We start from the raw sequence: 17,789 nt of genomic DNA on the forward strand, positions 1-17,789 counted from the left end.
CTCCTTATTAATAAACGTAACATAAAACTTCCCCACCTACTCCCTGTGTTTGAGCTTCTTTATCAGTCATAACACCTTTTGAAGTAGATAGAATTGCAATTCCCAAGCCGTTTAATACACGAGGAATGTTCTCGCTGTCGCAGTACTGTCTCAAACCTGGCTTGCTTACCCGGGTGATTGACTTGATGGCTGGAGTTTTCGTTTCGGGATGATATTTCAGTGCAATTTTGATGCTGCCCTGATAGTTTACATCATCTTCGAATTTGTAATTCAGGATGTAACCTTTTTCTTTCAGAATTTTGGTTATTTCCTTTTTTATGTTTGACGCAGGAATATCGACAACGCGGTGTTTGGCTTTTTGGGCATTTCTGATGCGTGTCAAATAATCTGCTATTGGGTCTGTAATTTTGCTCATTACTTTTCGATTAAAGATTTACCAACTAGCTTTTTTAACCCCCGGGATTAATCCGGCCGATGCCATTTCGCGGAAGTTGATCCTGCTAATGCCAAACTGGCGGATGTAACCTTTCGGACGTCCTGTTAATTTGCAACGGTTGTGCATACGTACCTTCGAAGAGTTCTTGGGTAGTTTCTGCAAGCCGATATAGTCACCTTCTGCTTTAAGTTCTGCCCTTTTTTCAGCGTATTTTTCAACAAGTGCTGCCCTTTTTACTTCGCGGGCTTTCATGGATTCTTTTGCCATAGCTTAGTTCTTTTTTACGTTTTTAAAAGGTAAACCTAATTCTTTCAACAAAGCGTAGCCTTCTTCGTCTGTTTCAGCAGAAGTTACGAAAGTAATGTTCATACCGTTGATACGGTTAACCTTGTCGATGTTGATTTCGGGAAAAATGATTTGCTCGGGGATCCCCAGCGTGTAGTTGCCCTGACCGTCCATTTTGCTCTCGATTCCTTTGAAGTCGCGGGTACGCGGCAAAGAAACGTTGATCAAACGATCGAGGAATTCATACATACGCTCTTTACGGAGTGTCACACGCACGCCGATCGGCATTTTCTTCCTCAGTTTAAAGTTCGAAATGTCCTTCTTTGATTTGGTTTGGACTGCCTTTTGTCCGGCAATCATTGTCATCTCTTCAGTAGCGACTTCAATGATTTTCTTGTCGGCAATTGCAGCTCCAACTCCCTGATTCAGGACGATTTTTTTCAATTTCGGAACCTGCATAACAGATTTATAGTCGAATTCCTTCATCAACGCAGGAATGACTTCTTCCGAATATTTCTTCTTAAGTGTTGGTGTATAAGCCATTACTTAATCTCCTCTCCAGATTTTTTTGAATAACGTACTAATTTACCGTTGTCGCCGAGTTTCCGACCGATGCGTGTTGGTTTTCCGGTTTTGGGATCAACCAGCATCAGGTTGGAAATGTGGATTGGCGCTTCCTTTTCAACGATACCTCCCTGCGGGCTTTCCGCATTGGGTTTGGTATGTTTTTTTACCATATTAACGCCCTCCACAATTGCTCTGTCTTTGTCACGGATTACTTCCAGGACTTTTCCTTGACGGCCATTGTCATTACCGGCAAGTACGACAACTGTGTCTCCTTTTTTGATATGTAATTTCTTCTGCATTTCGTTTTATTTATGCATTAAAGTACTTCAGGTGCAAGTGAAATGATCTTCATGTTTTTATCACGAAGTTCTCTTGCAACAGGTCCGAAAATACGGGTACCGCGCATTTCGCCGGCGTTGTTGAGCAGCACCACTGCGTTGTCGTCGAAGCGGATGTATGAACCATCCTGGCGGCGAACTTCTTTTCTGGTGCGAACAACAATAGCTTTTGACACAGTTCCTTTTTTCATATCACTACTCGGGATAGCACTTTTTACGGTTACTACCACGACATCGCCCAGTGAGGCATAGCGCTTTCTGGTTCCGCCTAAAACACGGATACAAAGCACTTCCTTTGCTCCGCTGTTATCGGCTACTGACATTCTTGATTCCTGCTGTATCATGATTACTTAGCTCTTTCAATAATTTCAACTAATCTCCAACGTTTGCTTTTGCTCAACGGACGAGTTTCCATAATTTTGACAGTATCGCCAACGTTGCAGGTGTTTTGCTCATCGTGAGCGTATAGTCTCGTGGTTTTGTTAACGAATTTCCCGTAGATCGGGTGCTTCTCTTTCAATTTTACAGCTACCACGATGCTTTTGTCCATCTTATCGCTGACAACAACCCCGATACGCTCTTTTCTCAGATTTCTTGTTTCCATTACCTACAAATTATTTCTGATTTTCATTCAATTCCCGTTGACGCAAGACGGTCTTCAGGCGCGCGATATTTCTCCGTGCAACCTGGATTTTCATCGGGTTGTCCAGCGGAGATACGGCATGATTCAAATTCAGACGTGTCAAGGTTTCGTCTTCCAATTGGATTCTTTCCAGAATTTCCTTTTTTGTCAATTCTTTAATTTCTGATGTCTTCATCATTAATCTTCTTTTTCAGATTCAACATAGTCACGTCGTACAACAAACTTTGTAGTTACCGGCAATTTCTGTGCGGCCAAACGAAGGGCTTCTTTAGCCATTTCGAATGGAACGCCATCGGCTTCAATAATGATTCGGCCTGGGCTTACCGGGGCTACAAACGCTTCAGGAGCACCTTTACCTTTACCCATACGTACTTCGGCGGGCTTTTTGGTAATCGGTTTATCGGGGAAAATACGGATCCAGATTTGACCCTGACGTTGCATGTGGCGGGTTACCGCAACCCTGGCCGCTTCAATTTGGCGACCGGTAATCCAGGCTTCCTCCAACGTCTTTATACCGAAAGATCCGAATGCCAGTTGATTGCCGCGTTGGGCATTCCCCTTCATTCGTCCCTTTTGGACTCTTCTAAATTTTGTTCTTTTCGGCTGTAACATCCTTTTTCAATTAAAAGGTTTTCGAATTATTTTCTTTTCTTTTTGAAACCGCCGCCTCTTCCACCACGTGGTGCAGCACCACCAGGAGCGTTCGACTTTTGTCCAACGTTTGGAGAGAGGTCACGTTTTCCGTAAACTTCGCCTTTACAGATCCAAACTTTAACACCCAGCAAACCGGTTTTTGTTAAAGCTTCAGCCAAAGCGTAGTCGATATCAGCCCGGAGTGTGTGCAGCGGGGTACGACCGTCTTTGTACATCTCGGAGCGGGCCATTTCGGCGCCGTTCAAGCGACCGGAAACCATAATTTTGATTCCCTGGGCGCCCATCCGCATGGTAGAGGCGATGGCCATTTTCACAGCGCGACGGTAAGCGATTTTACCTTCGATCTGACGTGCAACATTATTGGCAACGATTCGGGCATCGAGTTCAGGACGTTTAATCTCGAAGATATTGATCTGAACTTCTTTGCTGGTGATCTTCTTCAGTTCCTCTTTCAGCTTATCAACTTCCTGACCACCTTTTCCAATAATAATACCGGGTCGAGAGGTGTGAACAGTAATCGTGATCAGCTTCAGGGTACGTTCGATAATGATCTTTGAAATACTTGCTTTTGCCAAACGGGCATTCAGGTATTCGCGGATCTTTGTATCCTCAACCAGCTTGTCACCATAGTCGTTTCCACCGAACCAATTGGAATCCCATCCACGGATAATTCCTAAGCGATTAGCGATTGGATTAACTTTTTGTCCCATGTATTACTATTTATTCGTTATCGTTTTCAACATTTTTACTATCGAGGCACAGCGTAACGTGGTTTGAACGTTTGCGGATCCGGTGTGCGCGGCCTTGCGGAGCGGGACGAAGACGTTTCAGAATACGTCCTGAATCAACAGCAATTGTTTTCACATACAAGTTGCTTTCTTCCAGGCGAGTTCCCTCGTTTTTTGCCTGCCAGTTGGCAATAGCCGACATCAACAGTTTTTCAACTTTTCGAGAAGCTTCCTTTGACGAGAATTTCAAGACATCCAAGGCCCGGTTCACTTCCATGCCACGTACCATATCGGCTACCAGCCGCATTTTACGGGGCGAAGTGGGGCAATCTTTCAATACCGCAAAGTATTGTGATTTTTTAGCTTCCTTCAGTTCGTTTGCTTTATTTCTTTTTCTAGCACCCATCGTAAATTCTTTTAATAGTTAATGAGAAACTCATGCCTACCTTTTGTTTCCGGCATGTCCCCTGAATGTTCTTGTAGGTGCAAATTCACCGAGCTTATGGCCAACCATGTTTTCGGTTACATAAACAGGGATAAATTTATTCCCGTTATGAACAGCGATGGTATGCCCTACAAAGTCAGGAGAGATTACTGATGCCCTGGCCCAAGTCTTAACGACAGACTTTTTACCTGCTTCATTCAATGCCAAAACTTTCTTTTCGAGTTTGTAGGCAATGAAAGGTCCTTTTTTTAATGAACGACTCATATCCTTCTCCTTTTATTATTTCTTGCGTTTTTCTACAATGTACCTATTGGAAGCTTTTTTCTTGGCACGGGTTTTATACCCTTTAGCCAATAAGCCTTTGCGTGAGCGCGGGTGTCCACCTGATGAACGACCTTCACCACCACCCATTGGGTGATCAACCGGGTTCATCACAACACCACGAACGCGTGGACGTCTTCCTAACCAACGTGAACGACCGGCCTTACCGGATCTTTCCAGGTTGTGTTCTGTATTTCCAACAGTACCTACGGTAGCTTTACAAGAAACGAGTACCATTCGGGATTCGCCGGAAGGTAATTTTACGATAGCGTATTTTCCTTCTCTTGAGGTCAATTGTGCATAAGTACCTGCACTGCGTGCCATCACGCCCCCTTGTCCAGGGTGAAGTTCAATGTTGTGTACTAACGTACCCAGAGGTATTTCACCAAGTGGGAGGGAATTGCCAATTTCAGGAGCGATACCTGTACCGCTGAGGACCGTTTGACCTGCAACCAGGCCGTTTGGTGCCAACATATACCGCTTTTCACCATCGGCATAAACCAACAGTGCGATACGTGCGGTACGGTTTGGGTCGTACTGAATTGACTCTACACGAGCAGGGATACCATCTTTTTCGCGTTTGAAATCGATAACACGGTATCTCTTTTTGTGCCCACCACCTATATACCTCATTGTCATGCGTCCCTGGTTATTACGACCACCGGACCGTTGCATGGGCTTCAACAATGATTTTTCAGGCGTTGATGCAGTAATCGTATCAAAAGCACCAATAATTTTGTGCCTTTGACCCGGAGTAACTGGTTTTAATTTTCTTACTGCCATTTTTGTTTATTATATATTACTGTAAAAATCAATTGCATCTCCTTCGGCCAATGTAACAATTGCTTTTTTGTAAGCATTTGTTCTACCACTAATGACTCCGCTCTTGGTAAAACGACTTTTGCTTTTACCACCGTAAATCATTGTGTTAACATTAGTTACATTGACATTGTATAATGCTTCGATTGCGCTTTTGATCTGTTGTTTGTTCGCGTCCTTACGAACGACAAAACCATAACGATTCAGGGATTCTCCCAGCGCCGTTACTTTCTCTGTTACTATGGGTTTTATTAAAACATTCATTTTTTATCCCCCCCTAAATCTTAAATTGTTCTTCAACTTTACCGACTGAACTTTCCAGGAAAACAATTTTCTTGGCGTTCATAATCTGATAAGTGCTTAACTCAGAAGCAGTTACAACAGACACGTCCTGTAAATTTCTGGAGGACAAATATATGTTTTTATTTTCGTCCGGTAAAACGAAAAGTGACTTTTTATTAGCAATGTTCAAACTATTGCTAATGGCCATGAACGCTTTTGTTTTCGGCACTTCCAATGAAAAATCTTCAAGAACCAGAATATCGCTTGACTGAGCTTTGTAAGTCAGGGCTGATTTACGGGCCAGTGCTTTCACTTTTTTATTCAGTTTGAAGCTATAATTTCTGGGGCGAGGGCCAAAAACGCGGCCACCACCTCGGAACAAAGGAGACTTGATGCTACCTGCACGGGCTCCGCCAGTACCTTTTTGTTTTTTAATTTTCTTGGTACTTCCGGCAACTTCTCCTCTTTCTTTAGCTGCATGAGTCCCTTGACGTTTGTTGGCCAGATACTGTTTTACATCCAGGTAAATGGCATGGTCGTTGGGCTCAACACCGAAGATCTGGTCGTTCAAAACGACTGCTCTTCCGGTTTCTTTTCCGGCGGTATTTAATACTTGTACTTCCATTACTGATAAATAATTACGGTTGAACCTTTAGCTCCCGGCACAGAACCTTTAACAATCAAAAGGTTTGATTCGGGGATAACTTTCAATACCTTCAGGTCTTGAATTGTTTTTTGAGCACCACCGGTACGTCCGGCCATGCGCATTCCTTTAAATACCCGTGAAGGATACGAAGAAGCACCCAGAGAACCCGGAGCTCTTAAGCGGTTGTGCTGACCATGAGTAGCATCGCCTACACCACGGAAGTTATAACGCTTAACAACGCCCTGAAAGCCTTTTCCTTTAGTTACTCCGGTGATGTCAACCCATCCTGCTTCATCGATTACATCGACAGTAATGGTATCGCCGAGCTTGTGCTCGCCTTCAAAATCACGAAACTCAACAACATGACGCTTTGGTGCAGATCCAGCTTTCTGGAAGTGACCAAATTCAGCTTTGGTGGTGTTTTTTTCTTTCTTGTCACCAAACCCAAGCTGAACAGCTTCATAGCCATCGGTTTCTACCGTCTTCACTTGTGTGATTACACAAGGGCCGGCTTCAATCACAGTGCATGGGATGTTTTTCCCCTCAACACTGAATACGGAAGTCATTCCGATTTTTTTACCGATTAATCCTGTCATTTTTTTTGCTTTTTACAGGTTATCAAACTTTAATTTCTACTTCAACGCCACTTGGTAATTCAAGCTTCATTAAGGCGTCGATGGTTTTAGCTGTTGAGCTGTAAATGTCGATCAAACGTTTGTAAGAAGACAACTGGAATTGCTCACGTGATTTTTTGTTCACGAAAGTAGAACGCAAAACCGTGAAAACACGACGATGCGTGGGCAGCGGGATAGGCCCGCTAACCACTGCACCGGTAGTTTTTACAGTCTTAACGATCTTTTCAGCCGACTTGTCAACCAAGTTGTGATCATACGATTTCAGCTTAATTCTGATCTTTTGACTCATAGTGAGATGAAATAAATTATTCTATAATAACTCAACTTTTCCTTTAATTTCTTCAAGCACTTTGATAGCCATCAGACGAGGAACTTCTTCGTAATGCGAGAATTCCATCGACGAGGTAGCACGACCTGAAGACAATGTCCTGAGGGTGGTTACATAACCAAAGATCTCAGCCAGTGGCACAGTGGCTTTAATGACACGTGCACCTGATTTTTCTTCCATACCGGCAACATTACCGCGACGGCGGTTCAGGTCACCGATAATGTCACCCATATATTCTTCCGGTGTGACGATCTCTGCCTTCATAATAGGCTCAAGTAATTTTGGGCCTGCTTTTGATGCAGCGCTTTTGAAAGCCTGACGGGCACAAATTTCGAATGAAAGCTGATCCGAGTCAACCGCATGGAACGAACCATCCAGCAATTCAACTTTCAGGCTATCCAGCTGGAATCCGGCCAACGGACCATTCATCATAGCTGTTTCGAAACCTTTTTGTACCGGTGGGATGAATTCTTTCGGGATACGTCCACCTTTCACGCTGTCGATAAAGGTCAATCCTTCTTTGCCATCTTCGGCAGGTGATACTTTCACGATAATATCAGCGAATTTACCACGGCCACCCGACTGTTTCTTGAATACTTCGCGCAACTCAACAGTCTGGCTAATAGCTTCTTTGTAGGCTACCTGAGGTTTACCCTGGTTACATTCTACCTTAAACTCACGTTTCAGACGGTCGATAATGATTTCCAGGTGAAGCTCGCCCATCCCGCGGATTACGGTCTGGCCTGATTCTTCGTCTGTATGAACCTTGAACGTCGGATCTTCTTCGGCCAGTTTAGCCAAGCCCATACCCAATTTATCGAGGTCTTTTTGAGTTTTTGGCTCAACGGCAATACCAATAACAGGTTCCGGGAAGTCCATGCTTTCCAGTGTAACCGGATGGTCGATATCTGCCAGCGTATCACCAGTGCGGATGTCTTTGAAACCTACAGCGGCACAAATGTCACCAGCTTCAATCACATCTTTCGGATTTTGTTTGTTTGAGTGCATCTGGAATAAACGCGAGATACGTTCTTTTTTTCCAGTGCGTGAATTATATACGGTTGAACCAGCTTCGAGTTTACCGGAGTAAACGCGGATGAAGCAAAGACGGCCAACATAAGGGTCGGTTGCAATTTTGAATGCCAAGGCGGTCAATGGCTGCTCAACATCAGCGTGACGAATCACTTCATCACCCGATTTCGGGTCAATACCTTTGATCTCTCCTTTATCCAACGGGCTGGGCAAAAATTCACATACGGCATCCAACAAACGTTGCACGCCTTTATTTTTAAAGGCAGAACCACACATCATCGGAACAATAATTCCTTCGATAGTAGCTTTGCGAATCACAGAGATCAGCTCTTCAGGCTTGATGGTTTCCGGAGCTTCAAAGAAACGTTCCAGTAATTCATCGTCCAAAACAGCGACCGCTTCAACCAACTGGGCACGGTACTCGTTGGCTTGTTCAACCATGTCGGCAGGAATTTCTTCCATCGCGTAGGTGGTTCCCAGGGCAGCATCGTCGTACCAACGAATAGCTTTCATTTCGATCAGGTCAACAACCCCTTCGAATTTCTCTTCTGCGCCGATTGGAATCTGGATAGGCATTGGGTTAGCACCCAATTTTTCGCGAACCTGATTTACTACATCATAAAAATCGGCACCCGAACGGTCCATTTTGTTTACGAAACCAATACGAGGCACGCCGTATTTTTCGGCCTGACGCCATACGGTTTCCGACTGAGCTTCAACACCACCAACGGCGCAGAACAATGCCACAGCTCCGTCGAGGATACGCAGCGAACGTTCTACCTCAACGGTGAAGTCAACGTGTCCCGGAGTATCGATAATGTTGATCTGGTGTTGAATTTCGTTATGTTTCCAAAAAGTAGTGGTCGCAGCAGAAGTGATGGTAATACCTCTCTCCTGCTCTTGCTCCATCCAGTCCATGGTAGCAGCACCATCATGTACTTCCCCAATACGGTGAGTCAGACCTGTATAATACAAGATCCGCTCAGTCGTTGTTGTTTTCCCGGCATCGATGTGGGCCATGATGCCGATATTCCTTACATATTTTAGATCTCTAGCCATGTTTACCAATTATTCTAATCCTGATTAAACTATAAAAACCAAATTCCCGGTTAGAAGCGGAAATGGGCAAAAGCACGGTTTGCTTCGGCCATACGGTGTGTTTCCTCTTTTCTCTTGAAGGCGCCACCTTCTTCATTAAAAGCAGCCTGGATTTCGGCAGCCAACTTATCAGCCATAGATTTTCCTGAACGTTTGCGGGCAAACAGGATCAGATTTTTGATTGAGATAGAGACTTTTCTTTCCGGACGGATTTCCATTGGAACCTGGAAGTTAGCACCCCCAACACGGCGGCTTTTCACCTCAACGGCAGGAGTTACATTTTCCAATGCTTTCTTCCAAACATCAAGCGGAGTTAATTCTTCGTTTTTCAAACGATTGCCCAGCAATTCAAGGGCATCGTAGAAAATACCGTAGGCGATGGATTTTTTACCATCCACCATCAGGTCATTTACAAATCGTGTAACAAGAACGTCGTTAAATTTAGGATCGGGCAAAATGATCCTCTTCTTTGGTTTTGATTTTCTCATCGTTATTTCCTTTAGTGTTATTTGAATTGGTTGTGACTAATTGAGCTTCAGTTCACCCGGCCACTGCCAGGATCATTTACTCAACCAAACCACTAAAAACTCAACTATTTTTTCTTGGCTGCTCCAGCTTTACCTTTTTTAGTGCCGTATTTTGAACGTCTTTGTGTACGTCCTTCTACACCGGCAGTGTCCAAAGCACCGCGAATTAAGTGGTAACGTACCCCTGGCAGGTCTTTTACCCTACCACCACGTACCAATACAATAGAGTGTTCCTGAAGGTTGTGACCTTCTCCCGGAATGTAGGCATTCACTTCTTTGCCGTTTGTCAACCGTACCCTGGCAACTTTACGCATAGCCGAGTTTGGTTTTTTTGGAGTTGTGGTGTAAACACGTACACAAACACCCCTTCTCTGCGGGCAAGAATCTAAAGCAGGAGACTTACTCTTATCTACTTTTGATTGTCTCCCTTTTCTAACTAACTGCTGAATCGTTGGCATACAACTATTTTAATTTTAGTAAAAGTTTCTGTAAAATGGACTGCAAAGGTATTGATTTTTCAGCAAATACAATTGCTATCCACGTCCGTTTTCGATGGAATCCTCCAAAAACGGCAGGCAAAAGTACTAATTTTCAACAAAGAACAATAGCTTTCCTTGTTGTTTTTTCCTTTTTTTTGAAAATTTCAGATTGGGAATCAGGCTAATCCAGCAGTTTGTCTTTGAAAAGCGACTTTACCGGATTAAAGAAACGCTGGATCAGACGCAGGTCTTCAGTGACTATTTCAACATCGCCCTTCATTTCCTGACTGAACGTGAGCGACAGGTTGTAATTTGTCGTCAGGTCTTGGGGTAATTCTATTTCGGCGATATAATTATCGTTGGTCGGAACCAGCGAAATCGACTTTACCGAGCCGCGCACCATCCCATACTCCATGTAAGGGAAGTTGTCGAAGCGGATGTTGACACGCTGACCGGGCTTCACTTTTCCTGCACCACGCAAGGGAAGGCTAACCCGACCGATGATTTTGCTTTCGCGTTCGGGGACCACCGTAAAAACCACATCGCCACTGCTTACCTGTTGGTTTCGGCTCCAATAGTTGGTAAAAGTCACGTTTCCGTCAATCGGTGTTTCGAGCACAAACGCCTTTTGCCAATATTCGAGGCGGCTTTTCAATACGTTCATCGACTCAATCAGCTCGGTCTGCAGTTTACGTTTTTGGTCTTCAAATTCCTTCTCCGTACCGATCACTTCCTGTTCCAGTTCGATGATTTCCTTTTGGGTTTGGGCCAGGTTGGTACGCGCCCCGTTAAAGGCATATTTCTTCTGCAGCAAGGCCGATTCCGAATTCTTATAATCGATCAGCGACAATACCTCTTTCCGGTACAAAACGGAATCGCGCCGGAACTGCTCCAGGGCTATCTGAAATTCGTTTTCCAATATCTGGCGCTGGCTCCACAGCCGGTCGTAATACACGCGTTGCATGTGTACTTGTTCTTTCAGCGAGGCTACTTTTTGCGGATAATACCTCAGCCGGATGAAGCTGATGTAATTATTATATAAGCGCAGGAAGGACGAAAAATCGGGCTGAATGTCGCCCAGCCGGTAATCTGGAACTATCACCTTATAATATATGGTATCGAAAGTCGTTAAAAAACGGTCGGCATCGGCAAGGTCGTTCCTAAGTTGAAGGACATCCTCATGATTGGCTGTGTTTTCCAGAATGGCGATGATTTGTCCTTTTGCAACAACATCTTTGTCCTGTACAAACAGCTGATCAATCCGTCCGGTAGTGCGCGCCACAATGTGGGCCGGTGGGTTTTCGGAAAGCACCACTACCCGCGCCCGGATGATATCGGGATAATGAAACAGCCAGCTGCCCAGCAGCAAAAGCAAAACAAAAGCAAGAATAAGAGTCATCCCACTACGCTGCAACCACGATGGCGACTTCCCGATGATCTCCTGCACCTCGTCACTTCTGATTTCTATGTTTTTTTCATCACTCATATAGAACGCTGATAACGCTGATTAAAATAATTTACGCTGATTGGAATATATTTTTCTCTTAAATTCAGGATACTTTCCGAAATTCAACAAAAATCCCAGCTCAATTTTTGTAGCTTTCAGGTAGTTCAGAAGTTGATATTCATGGTTTTCACAAATTTTCTCGGCTGCTTTCAATTCCAAAATAATAATATCTTCTACCATAATATCAGCAAAATATTCCCCTACTGGAACTTCATCGTAATATACTTTTATGGGTATTTGACTTTCACACTTCAGCCTATTCTTCCTCAATTCCAACAATAAGGCATTTTCATAGACTTTTTCCAAAAAACCATACCCAAGCTTATTATACACATTATAAAAAGCCTTTAGGATTTCACTAGATAATTCTTCATACAACAGCATATCCGAAAAATTATTCAAATCCGTGTTATCCGTGTTCTAATTTAATTCCCGAGCTCCAGCTGGTTTTTCACTAAATTATAATAAGCTCCCCGTTTCGCCGTCAACTCTTCGTGGGTTCCCAGCTCAACGATCTCGCCGCGATCGAGCACCACAATCTGGTCGGCATGTTTCACGGTGCTCAGCCGGTGCGCCACCACCACCACCGTTTTCCCTTCATACACCTTATCCAGGTTTTCCATGATCACTTTTTCGTTGTTGGCGTCCAGCGCGTTGGTAGCCTCGTCAAAGAACAAATACTCCGGGTCCTTATAAATCACCCGGGCAATGAGGATCCGCTGTTTTTGTCCCTGGCTCAGGCCGTGCCCGTCCTGCCCGATTTTAGTATTGAACCCCAAGGGCAAGCTTTCGACAAACTCCAGGATGTTGGCCGTTTTCGCTGCGAACAACAACCGCTCCTTATCCAGACGTTCGGCGCCAACGGCTATATTATTGGCAATGGTATCCGAGAAAATAAAACCGTCCTGCATCACTGCGCCCACTTTGGTGCGCCACCATTGCTGGGAGAAATTTTGCAGATCGGTGTCGCCCACACGCACTTTCCCCTGCACAGGCGGATAAAAGCCCAGCAACAATTTCACGAGCGTGGTTTTTCCACTTCCGCTGGTGCCGACAATAGCTGTTAGTTTCCGCTCGGGAACAGTCAGGCTAATCTGGTTGAGCACTTTGGGCGAATGAGGCCCTTCGTACTGAAAAACCAAGTCCTGCACTTGCAGCGATTTATTGGAAGGCAGCGTATTCAGCAACGGCTTGCCTTTCACCTCTTCATCGTCCTGTTTATGGATTTCGCCCAGGCGCTCCAGGCTCATCTTGGCATCCTGCGCCAGATGCATAAAGTTGATCATCTCGTTGAGCGGGCCATTCAACTGACCGATGATGTATTGCACGGCCAGCATCATCCCCAGTGTCATGTCGCCGTTTAACACGGCCATGGCGGCTATTACGGTGATGATGATGTTTTTGGTTTGGTTGATGAATACCGAGCCGGCCTGCTGGTACTGGTCGATGGTCAGGTTTTCCACGTTCACCCGGAACAGGCGGGCCTGGATGCGCTCCCACTCCCAGCGTTTCTGCTTTTCGTAATTATTCAGCTTAATTTCCTGCATCCCGGTGATCAACTGGATGAGCATGCTTTGGTTTTCGGACAGTTGGGAGAATTTCTTATAATCGAGCTGCCTCCGTTTTTTCATGAATACAAACACCCAAACCACGTAGGCCGCCGAACCCAGCAAAAAGACAAACAGGATTTTCCAGCTGTACAGCGCCAGCACAATCCCGAAAACCAGCAGGTTGAAAACTGAAAAGAGGATGTTCAGCGTTTGCGTGGTGAGGAAGCGCTCGATGCGCCGGTGGTCCTGAATGCGCTGCATCAGGTCGCCGATCATTTTGGTGTCGAAGAAACCAATGGGCAGCCGCATCAGCTTGATCAGGAAATCGGAAATGATGGAAATATTGATGCGGGTGGAAATGTGCAGCAAAATCCACGAACGGATAAAGTCGATGGACGTTTGCCCGATGAACAGCATCAGCTGGGCCACCAGCACCAGGTAAATGAAGCCCACGTCCTGGTTGTTGATCCCCACATCCACCAAACTTTGGGTGAGAAAGGGGAAGATGAGCTGAATGATGCTGGCCGCCAGAAAGCCCAGCAACAACTGGGATACCAAACGCCGGTGCGGACGCACGTAGCGCCATAAAAACGAAAAGCCCGAGTGGTCGGTTTTCTCATCGTCGCGATCGTAAAAGGCCGGGGTGGGTTGCAGCAACAGGCAAATGCCTTTCAGTTCGCCGTTTTTCACCGTGGCCAGCCAGTGTTTTTTAAACTCCTCGTCGGTATATTTCACCAGCCCGAACGCCGGGTCGGCCACATATACATTTCCTTTGCGGGCCTCGTACACCACCACAAAATGGTTTTGGTCCCAGTGCACCACACTGGGCTTGGGGACATCCTTCACCAGCTGCTCAAACGTTACCTTGGTACCCAGGCTCCGCATCCCGATGGCCTCGGCAGCATCGCTGATCCCCAACAGCGAAACCCCTTCGCGCGAGATGTGCGACTGCTCCCGCAGATAATCCAGGTTGATGGTTTTCCCGTAAAATTTAGCGATCATCCGCAGGCAGGTGGGCCCACAGTCCATCGCGTCGGGTTGCTTGAAGTACGGAAAACGGGACATAGTGCAAGTTTATGCTCCTAAAAATAAGGCGAATTCGGCCCCGAAACACGCCGCCACCCAATAAGTTATCCACAATGGGCCGTTAATAGTTATTGCGGGGATGCAAACAAGCAGCAGAAATAGATCTTGATGTTGCTGTACAGGGACGACCGTTATCGAAATTCACCTGGTGACATCGAGTCACCTGGTGAATCAGAGGCCCTGCTCTCCCCTTTTTTGGGCGAAGCGGGAACGAGGGAGAGCTACATTTCCAAGGTTGAAATCTGGGTGCAAATCCGTTAACCTTTTGTACAACCTTTGGCTATTTACAAACGTTCAAAGACATGGTACTTCCACTAGAAACAGATCTAAATTCCGGGAACTAAAAATCTGAAAATATGAGACTTAAAAGCTTGAATCAACTAACAAGAATTTTTCTGATTTTGTTGACGATCGGATTATTTCATTCATGCGAGTCAACTTTTGAAGAAGAAATCGGTACCGACGCAGCCTTAAACTTAAAATCTGCCAGTACAAACGCGAAAAGTTACATCGTCCAAATTGACGATCAGGAGTTGAACCTTCAACTTGAGAGCGAAAAGGCTTATCAAAAAAGGACCGAAAAGGTTCAGGCAGTTATTGCCAAAATTATGAAGCGAAACGGAATTGCAGACGGAGAGCTTGGTTTTGTTTATTCAACGGCAATCACCGGTTTCTCTGTAAAAATCCCGTCTGGACAACTAAAAAAGCTGGAGGCTGATATGGCCGTAAAGCATATTGAGGAAGACCATGTGATTACACTGGGCCCGATTCAAACCTACAAAGTGAAACCCCCGACGCCTATTGCCCAAGTTGTTCCCTGGGGAATTACCCGCGTTGGAGGCGGCGTGAGCAGTATTTTCGCAACGGCCTGGGTGATCGATTCCGGAATTGACCTTGACCACCCTGACCTGAATGTGGACGCTTCGGGCGGAGCAAACTTTTCGACCGACAAAACGCTGGACGACCTGAACGGGCACGGCACACACGTTGCCGGTACCATTGCTGCACTTAACAACACAGTTGGCGTAATCGGAGTGGCCCCCGGTGCCAAAGTCGTTCCGGTAAAAGTGCTGAACAGACGAGGCAGTGGAAGTTATTCCGCTGTAATTGCGGGTGTTGATTTTGTTGCCGCTCATGGAACATCCGGTGATGTTGCCAATATGAGTCTGGGCGGTCCTACATCCATCTTACTGGACCAGGCCGTTCTGAATGCGTCTGCCCTTGTCAAGTTTTCGCTTGCTGCCGGAAACGAGGCGGATGATGCCGTTAATTATTCACCAGCCCGGGTAAACGGGACGAATATTTACACCATCTCGGCCATGGATAAAACCGATGTATTTGCGTATTTCTCCAACTACGGAAATCCACCGGTAGATTATTGCACTCCGGGTGTTAGTATTTATTCAACCTACAAGGGTGGAGGGTATGCTACCTTAAGCGGGACTTCCATGGCGGCTCCCCATGCTGCCGGACTGTTACTGCTGGGAACCATTCACCAGGACGGTTTTGTTATTAACGACCCGGATGAAAATGCCGATCCGATCGCACATAAATAAGTCACAAGCAAACCGCCTGACCCCTTGTTTGAACGAAGCGAACAAGGGGTTTGCTTTTTTTCAAAATTCACCTGGTGAATAAGAGTCTCCTGGTGAATAAAACTTCCACACGGCGTTGGCGCGGGCTGTTGCTTGCAGGCCGTTGGCCTGACCGGCCCGCTGCTTTTCCGCTTCTCCGCACCAAAGGTGCAACAGCACGAAGACAGGGAACGCCCTGCTATTATAGCATCCCGTGTTTACCAAAGCCCTGAAGGGCGAGTGCAGAGTTAATTTTGAATGAAACCGGATTTGCGTACAAATTGTCATCCTCAATTTGTCGTTAAAAACGACAACCAGCGTCCCCCTCGTCATCGCTTCGCTAAGACGAGGAGGAGTTGGGGTCTTTGGTTGGCTTTGTATTACTGCTAAATAATTTTTTGAATAAACTCATGTTTTATTTAATTTCTTCCTTTTTCCAATTTTTCCCACCGTATTCTTTGTATTGAAAGTCTTGATAAGGATACCAAGATTTCAAATTTGGAGCGTCAAAGGATGACATTGCAACAAAATGGTCAGCGAGTTCAATATATTCTTTCCCCTGCAATGGATATTTGTCAATTAGTGGCAAAATGGATTTTGTATCATAGACCATTATATTACAGTTTCTAGTACAATTTTCATTGCGAAATTTTTTTACAAAATCAAAAATCTTGTCTTTGTCAAAATCGGAAAATTTGATCAATACATGGAAGTTCTCAACGGCAGCATTGTGTTCGGTCATTAAAATTTCATACGAATTAGTGTCAAGTTTTTCAAGTTCCTTATTTTCATCGTTTTTGCCCATAATAATATTTCTTGTCGGTATCCAGCCAATATGGGAAGATGATAACCAGTCGGGTTCTACAACTTTTATTTTAGACCAATCTCCATTTGTATCTTCTATTATTACTTTTACTGTATAGTCAACTTGTGCATAATGCGTTTCTCCTAATGCTTCAGTTGCTTTTTTATTAATTAGTTTGTCAAAATTTCCACCAGGTCCAACTCGGATCACAATGTCTTCTCCCTCGATATTATAAATCGTCGGTGTTTTTGATACTGTTTCAATTTGCACACCTTTTTGACTATCGTTATTCGTTTTTTGATTTTGTCCACAAGACAGAAGTAGTCCACTAAAAAGTGTCAACATCATTAAAAAGTAAATTCTTGGTTTCATATCGATTGTTTTTGGTTTTTCAAACTTGCCCATAACTCTTTTACCTGTCCCCCCAAAGTTATCTCATATTCCCACTGCAGGGGTGATCTGTGGAACTATTATATTTTCCGCAGCCCAATTTACAAAACATATTCAACATACATCTTAAAACGCGGGGAAATTGAACAGGTCGATCCGGAGCCTCCAGACGATCGTCTGGCAGCCCGGCAACTTCGTCTGGCTATCGGGTATCATCGTCTGGCTTCTTCGGACTGACTTCTTGTCGGTCGGCGAGTTTGTCTGGCTCTTCACGACTGACTTCTTGTCGGTCAGCGGGTTCATCCGGCGACCCGCCGGGCTCGTCTGGCTATTCGGCGAGTTCGTCTGGCTACCGGGCGATACCCTCCGGCTTTTGGGCGGCTTGTTCAAGACGACCGGCAACCAGGTTTCCCTGCCGCGGGGGTCGCGGTCTTGAGTGGTCCCTATACCAAAACTGCCCCCTCCGGTTAATCGAAGGGGGCAGTTTATTTTGTAAACCCTCTGCTGGCGCGCTTTTGTAATCATTAGTGTTCGAAACATGATTTTGTCAACACGTGGTTGTTTGTAAAATACTAATATTCAGCATTAATCCAGTGTAGCCATGGCTTATATTT

At 45.2% G+C, this 17,789-nt stretch carries 26 protein-coding genes; 3 read left to right on the plus strand and 23 right to left on the minus strand.

The features are described from left to right. Nucleotides 1-7: 7 nt before the first annotated feature. The 22 genes from rpsH to N2K84_RS09025 form a co-directional block, all read right to left on the minus strand. Nucleotides 8-406 (minus strand): 30S ribosomal protein S8, encoded by a 399-nt coding sequence (gene rpsH / locus N2K84_RS08920; protein ID WP_428221986.1) that lies wholly within the window; start codon nt 404-406, stop codon nt 8-10. 27 nt (nt 407-433) lie between these two features. Next, a complete protein-coding gene (rpsN, locus tag N2K84_RS08925; RefSeq protein WP_282591450.1) occupies nt 434-703 on the minus strand; it encodes a 30S ribosomal protein S14 in 270 nt (89 codons plus the stop codon). Nucleotides 704-706: 3 nt separating this feature from the next. After that, nucleotides 707-1,264, minus strand: a complete 558-nt coding sequence (rplE, locus tag N2K84_RS08930; protein ID WP_282591451.1) for a 50S ribosomal protein L5 — start codon at nt 1,262-1,264, stop codon at nt 707-709. Next, nucleotides 1,264-1,587, minus strand: a complete 324-nt coding sequence (rplX, locus tag N2K84_RS08935) for a 50S ribosomal protein L24 (RefSeq protein WP_282591452.1) — start codon at nt 1,585-1,587, stop codon at nt 1,264-1,266. Before rplX ends, rplE begins: the two co-directional genes overlap by 1 nt. 17 nt (nt 1,588-1,604) lie before the next feature. Continuing rightward, nucleotides 1,605-1,970, minus strand: a complete 366-nt coding sequence (gene rplN / locus N2K84_RS08940) for a 50S ribosomal protein L14 (protein WP_282591453.1) — start codon at nt 1,968-1,970, stop codon at nt 1,605-1,607. A 2-nt stretch (nt 1,971-1,972) separates the two neighbouring features. Then, nucleotides 1,973-2,230, minus strand: a complete 258-nt coding sequence (gene rpsQ / locus N2K84_RS08945) for a 30S ribosomal protein S17 (protein WP_282591454.1) — start codon at nt 2,228-2,230, stop codon at nt 1,973-1,975. Nucleotides 2,231-2,240: 10 nt separating this feature from the next. After that, on the minus strand, nt 2,241-2,447 hold the full coding sequence (gene rpmC, locus N2K84_RS08950) for a 50S ribosomal protein L29 (protein WP_282591455.1): 207 nt from the start codon (nt 2,445-2,447) through the stop codon (nt 2,241-2,243). After that, entirely contained in the window at nt 2,447-2,881 is a 435-nt protein-coding gene (gene rplP, locus N2K84_RS08955) for a 50S ribosomal protein L16 (protein ID WP_282591456.1), read from the minus strand. The genes rpmC and rplP overlap by 1 nt, the downstream gene beginning before the upstream one ends. Nucleotides 2,882-2,907: 26 nt before the next feature. Further along, the gene (rpsC, locus tag N2K84_RS08960; RefSeq protein WP_282591457.1) at nt 2,908-3,633 is read right to left on the minus strand and encodes a 30S ribosomal protein S3; all 726 of its coding nucleotides are present in this window, start codon (nt 3,631-3,633) and stop codon (nt 2,908-2,910) included. Between the two features lie 10 nt (nt 3,634-3,643). Next, complete coding sequence (gene rplV, locus N2K84_RS08965; RefSeq protein ID WP_282591458.1) at nt 3,644-4,057, minus strand: 50S ribosomal protein L22; 414 nt, start codon at nt 4,055-4,057, stop codon at nt 3,644-3,646. A gap of 36 nt (nt 4,058-4,093) precedes the next feature. Continuing rightward, nucleotides 4,094-4,360 (minus strand): 30S ribosomal protein S19, encoded by a 267-nt coding sequence (gene rpsS / locus N2K84_RS08970; protein ID WP_282591459.1) that lies wholly within the window; start codon nt 4,358-4,360, stop codon nt 4,094-4,096. Nucleotides 4,361-4,375: 15 nt separating this feature from the next. Further along, nucleotides 4,376-5,200 carry a 50S ribosomal protein L2 gene (rplB, locus tag N2K84_RS08975; protein ID WP_282591460.1) on the minus strand — a complete coding sequence of 275 codons (825 nt, stop codon included), beginning with the start codon at nt 5,198-5,200 and terminating at the stop codon, nt 4,376-4,378. Nucleotides 5,201-5,209: 9 nt separating this feature from the next. Next, nucleotides 5,210-5,500 (minus strand): 50S ribosomal protein L23, encoded by a 291-nt coding sequence (gene rplW / locus N2K84_RS08980; RefSeq protein ID WP_282591461.1) that lies wholly within the window; start codon nt 5,498-5,500, stop codon nt 5,210-5,212. Nucleotides 5,501-5,513: 13 nt separating this feature from the next. Further along, nucleotides 5,514-6,143, minus strand: a complete 630-nt coding sequence (gene rplD, locus N2K84_RS08985) for a 50S ribosomal protein L4 (protein WP_282591462.1) — start codon at nt 6,141-6,143, stop codon at nt 5,514-5,516. After that, complete coding sequence (rplC, locus tag N2K84_RS08990; protein ID WP_282591463.1) at nt 6,143-6,760, minus strand: 50S ribosomal protein L3; 618 nt, start codon at nt 6,758-6,760, stop codon at nt 6,143-6,145. The genes rplD and rplC overlap by 1 nt, the downstream gene beginning before the upstream one ends. A gap of 22 nt (nt 6,761-6,782) precedes the next feature. Beyond that, nucleotides 6,783-7,088 (minus strand): 30S ribosomal protein S10, encoded by a 306-nt coding sequence (rpsJ, locus tag N2K84_RS08995; RefSeq protein WP_038558987.1) that lies wholly within the window; start codon nt 7,086-7,088, stop codon nt 6,783-6,785. A 21-nt stretch (nt 7,089-7,109) separates the two neighbouring features. Next, nucleotides 7,110-9,218, minus strand: coding sequence for an elongation factor G (gene fusA / locus N2K84_RS09000; RefSeq protein ID WP_282591464.1), 2,109 nt, complete (start codon nt 9,216-9,218; stop codon nt 7,110-7,112). 50 nt (nt 9,219-9,268) lie between these two features. Continuing rightward, on the minus strand, nt 9,269-9,745 hold the full coding sequence (rpsG, locus tag N2K84_RS09005) for a 30S ribosomal protein S7 (protein WP_282591465.1): 477 nt from the start codon (nt 9,743-9,745) through the stop codon (nt 9,269-9,271). A gap of 104 nt (nt 9,746-9,849) precedes the next feature. Continuing rightward, nucleotides 9,850-10,242, minus strand: coding sequence for a 30S ribosomal protein S12 (rpsL, locus tag N2K84_RS09010; RefSeq protein ID WP_282591466.1), 393 nt, complete (start codon nt 10,240-10,242; stop codon nt 9,850-9,852). Nucleotides 10,243-10,444: 202 nt separating this feature from the next. Further along, nucleotides 10,445-11,749: an HlyD family secretion protein gene (locus N2K84_RS09015; RefSeq protein WP_282591467.1), complete on the minus strand. Its 1,305-nt coding sequence runs from the start codon at nt 11,747-11,749 to the stop codon at nt 10,445-10,447. A 21-nt stretch (nt 11,750-11,770) separates the two neighbouring features. Further along, on the minus strand, nt 11,771-12,154 hold the full coding sequence (locus N2K84_RS09020; protein WP_282591468.1) for a GxxExxY protein: 384 nt from the start codon (nt 12,152-12,154) through the stop codon (nt 11,771-11,773). Nucleotides 12,155-12,195: 41 nt separating this feature from the next. Further along, complete coding sequence (locus tag N2K84_RS09025; protein WP_282591469.1) at nt 12,196-14,385, minus strand: peptidase domain-containing ABC transporter; 2,190 nt, start codon at nt 14,383-14,385, stop codon at nt 12,196-12,198. A gap of 129 nt (nt 14,386-14,514) precedes the next feature. On the opposite strand from N2K84_RS09025, the gene N2K84_RS09030 reads away from it, so the two are divergent. Both N2K84_RS09030 and N2K84_RS09035 read left to right on the plus strand, forming a co-directional pair. After that, nucleotides 14,515-14,667, plus strand: coding sequence for a hypothetical protein (locus N2K84_RS09030; protein WP_282591470.1), 153 nt, complete (start codon nt 14,515-14,517; stop codon nt 14,665-14,667). 95 nt (nt 14,668-14,762) lie between these two features. Next, the gene (locus N2K84_RS09035; RefSeq protein ID WP_282591471.1) at nt 14,763-15,962 is read left to right on the plus strand and encodes a S8 family peptidase; all 1,200 of its coding nucleotides are present in this window, start codon (nt 14,763-14,765) and stop codon (nt 15,960-15,962) included. Nucleotides 15,963-16,395: 433 nt separating this feature from the next. On the opposite strand, the gene N2K84_RS09040 is transcribed toward N2K84_RS09035, so the two are convergent. After that, entirely contained in the window at nt 16,396-17,157 is a 762-nt protein-coding gene (locus tag N2K84_RS09040; protein ID WP_282591472.1) for a hypothetical protein, read from the minus strand. A 160-nt stretch (nt 17,158-17,317) separates the two neighbouring features. Here N2K84_RS09040 and N2K84_RS09045 point away from each other — a divergent pair, with 160 nt between their 5' ends. Continuing rightward, the gene (locus N2K84_RS09045) at nt 17,318-17,611 is read left to right on the plus strand and encodes a hypothetical protein (RefSeq protein WP_282591473.1); all 294 of its coding nucleotides are present in this window, start codon (nt 17,318-17,320) and stop codon (nt 17,609-17,611) included. The last annotated feature ends 178 nt before the right edge of the window (nt 17,612-17,789 follow it).

The organism is Gaoshiqia sediminis (assembly GCF_025907915.1).
GTDB classification, from domain to species: domain Bacteria; phylum Bacteroidota; class Bacteroidia; order Bacteroidales; family Prolixibacteraceae; genus Gaoshiqia; species Gaoshiqia sediminis.

Excerpts from the sequence above, each read along its gene's own strand:
- rpsN (WP_282591450.1), bottom strand. The coding sequence starts at position 703 with ATGGCAAAAGAATCCATGAAAGCCCGCGAAGTAAAAAGGGCAGCACTT.
- rplE (WP_282591451.1), bottom strand. The coding sequence starts at position 1,264 with ATGGCTTATACACCAACACTTAAGAAGAAATATTCGGAAGAAGTCATT.
- rplX (WP_282591452.1), bottom strand. The coding sequence starts at position 1,587 with ATGCAGAAGAAATTACATATCAAAAAAGGAGACACAGTTGTCGTACTT.
- rplN (WP_282591453.1), bottom strand. The coding sequence starts at position 1,970 with ATGATACAGCAGGAATCAAGAATGTCAGTAGCCGATAACAGCGGAGCA.
- rpsQ (WP_282591454.1), bottom strand. The coding sequence starts at position 2,230 with ATGGAAACAAGAAATCTGAGAAAAGAGCGTATCGGGGTTGTTGTCAGC.
- rpmC (WP_282591455.1), bottom strand. The coding sequence starts at position 2,447 with ATGATGAAGACATCAGAAATTAAAGAATTGACAAAAAAGGAAATTCTG.
- rplP (WP_282591456.1), bottom strand. The coding sequence starts at position 2,881 with ATGTTACAGCCGAAAAGAACAAAATTTAGAAGAGTCCAAAAGGGACGA.
- rpsC (WP_282591457.1), bottom strand. The coding sequence starts at position 3,633 with ATGGGACAAAAAGTTAATCCAATCGCTAATCGCTTAGGAATTATCCGT.
- rplV (WP_282591458.1), bottom strand. The coding sequence starts at position 4,057 with ATGGGTGCTAGAAAAAGAAATAAAGCAAACGAACTGAAGGAAGCTAAA.
- rpsS (WP_282591459.1), bottom strand. The coding sequence starts at position 4,360 with ATGAGTCGTTCATTAAAAAAAGGACCTTTCATTGCCTACAAACTCGAA.
- rplB (WP_282591460.1), bottom strand. The coding sequence starts at position 5,200 with ATGGCAGTAAGAAAATTAAAACCAGTTACTCCGGGTCAAAGGCACAAA.
- rplW (WP_282591461.1), bottom strand. The coding sequence starts at position 5,500 with ATGAATGTTTTAATAAAACCCATAGTAACAGAGAAAGTAACGGCGCTG.
- rplD (WP_282591462.1), bottom strand. The coding sequence starts at position 6,143 with ATGGAAGTACAAGTATTAAATACCGCCGGAAAAGAAACCGGAAGAGCA.
- rplC (WP_282591463.1), bottom strand. The coding sequence starts at position 6,760 with ATGACAGGATTAATCGGTAAAAAAATCGGAATGACTTCCGTATTCAGT.
- rpsJ (WP_038558987.1), bottom strand. The coding sequence starts at position 7,088 with ATGAGTCAAAAGATCAGAATTAAGCTGAAATCGTATGATCACAACTTG.
- fusA (WP_282591464.1), bottom strand. The coding sequence starts at position 9,218 with ATGGCTAGAGATCTAAAATATGTAAGGAATATCGGCATCATGGCCCAC.
- rpsG (WP_282591465.1), bottom strand. The coding sequence starts at position 9,745 with ATGAGAAAATCAAAACCAAAGAAGAGGATCATTTTGCCCGATCCTAAA.
- rpsL (WP_282591466.1), bottom strand. The coding sequence starts at position 10,242 with ATGCCAACGATTCAGCAGTTAGTTAGAAAAGGGAGACAATCAAAAGTA.
- N2K84_RS09015 (WP_282591467.1), bottom strand. The coding sequence starts at position 11,749 with ATGAGTGATGAAAAAAACATAGAAATCAGAAGTGACGAGGTGCAGGAG.
- N2K84_RS09020 (WP_282591468.1), bottom strand. The coding sequence starts at position 12,154 with ATGCTGTTGTATGAAGAATTATCTAGTGAAATCCTAAAGGCTTTTTAT.
- N2K84_RS09025 (WP_282591469.1), bottom strand. The coding sequence starts at position 14,385 with ATGTCCCGTTTTCCGTACTTCAAGCAACCCGACGCGATGGACTGTGGG.
- N2K84_RS09030 (WP_282591470.1), top strand. The coding sequence starts at position 14,515 with ATGTTGCTGTACAGGGACGACCGTTATCGAAATTCACCTGGTGACATC.
- N2K84_RS09035 (WP_282591471.1), top strand. The coding sequence starts at position 14,763 with ATGAGACTTAAAAGCTTGAATCAACTAACAAGAATTTTTCTGATTTTG.
- N2K84_RS09040 (WP_282591472.1), bottom strand. The coding sequence starts at position 17,157 with ATGAAACCAAGAATTTACTTTTTAATGATGTTGACACTTTTTAGTGGA.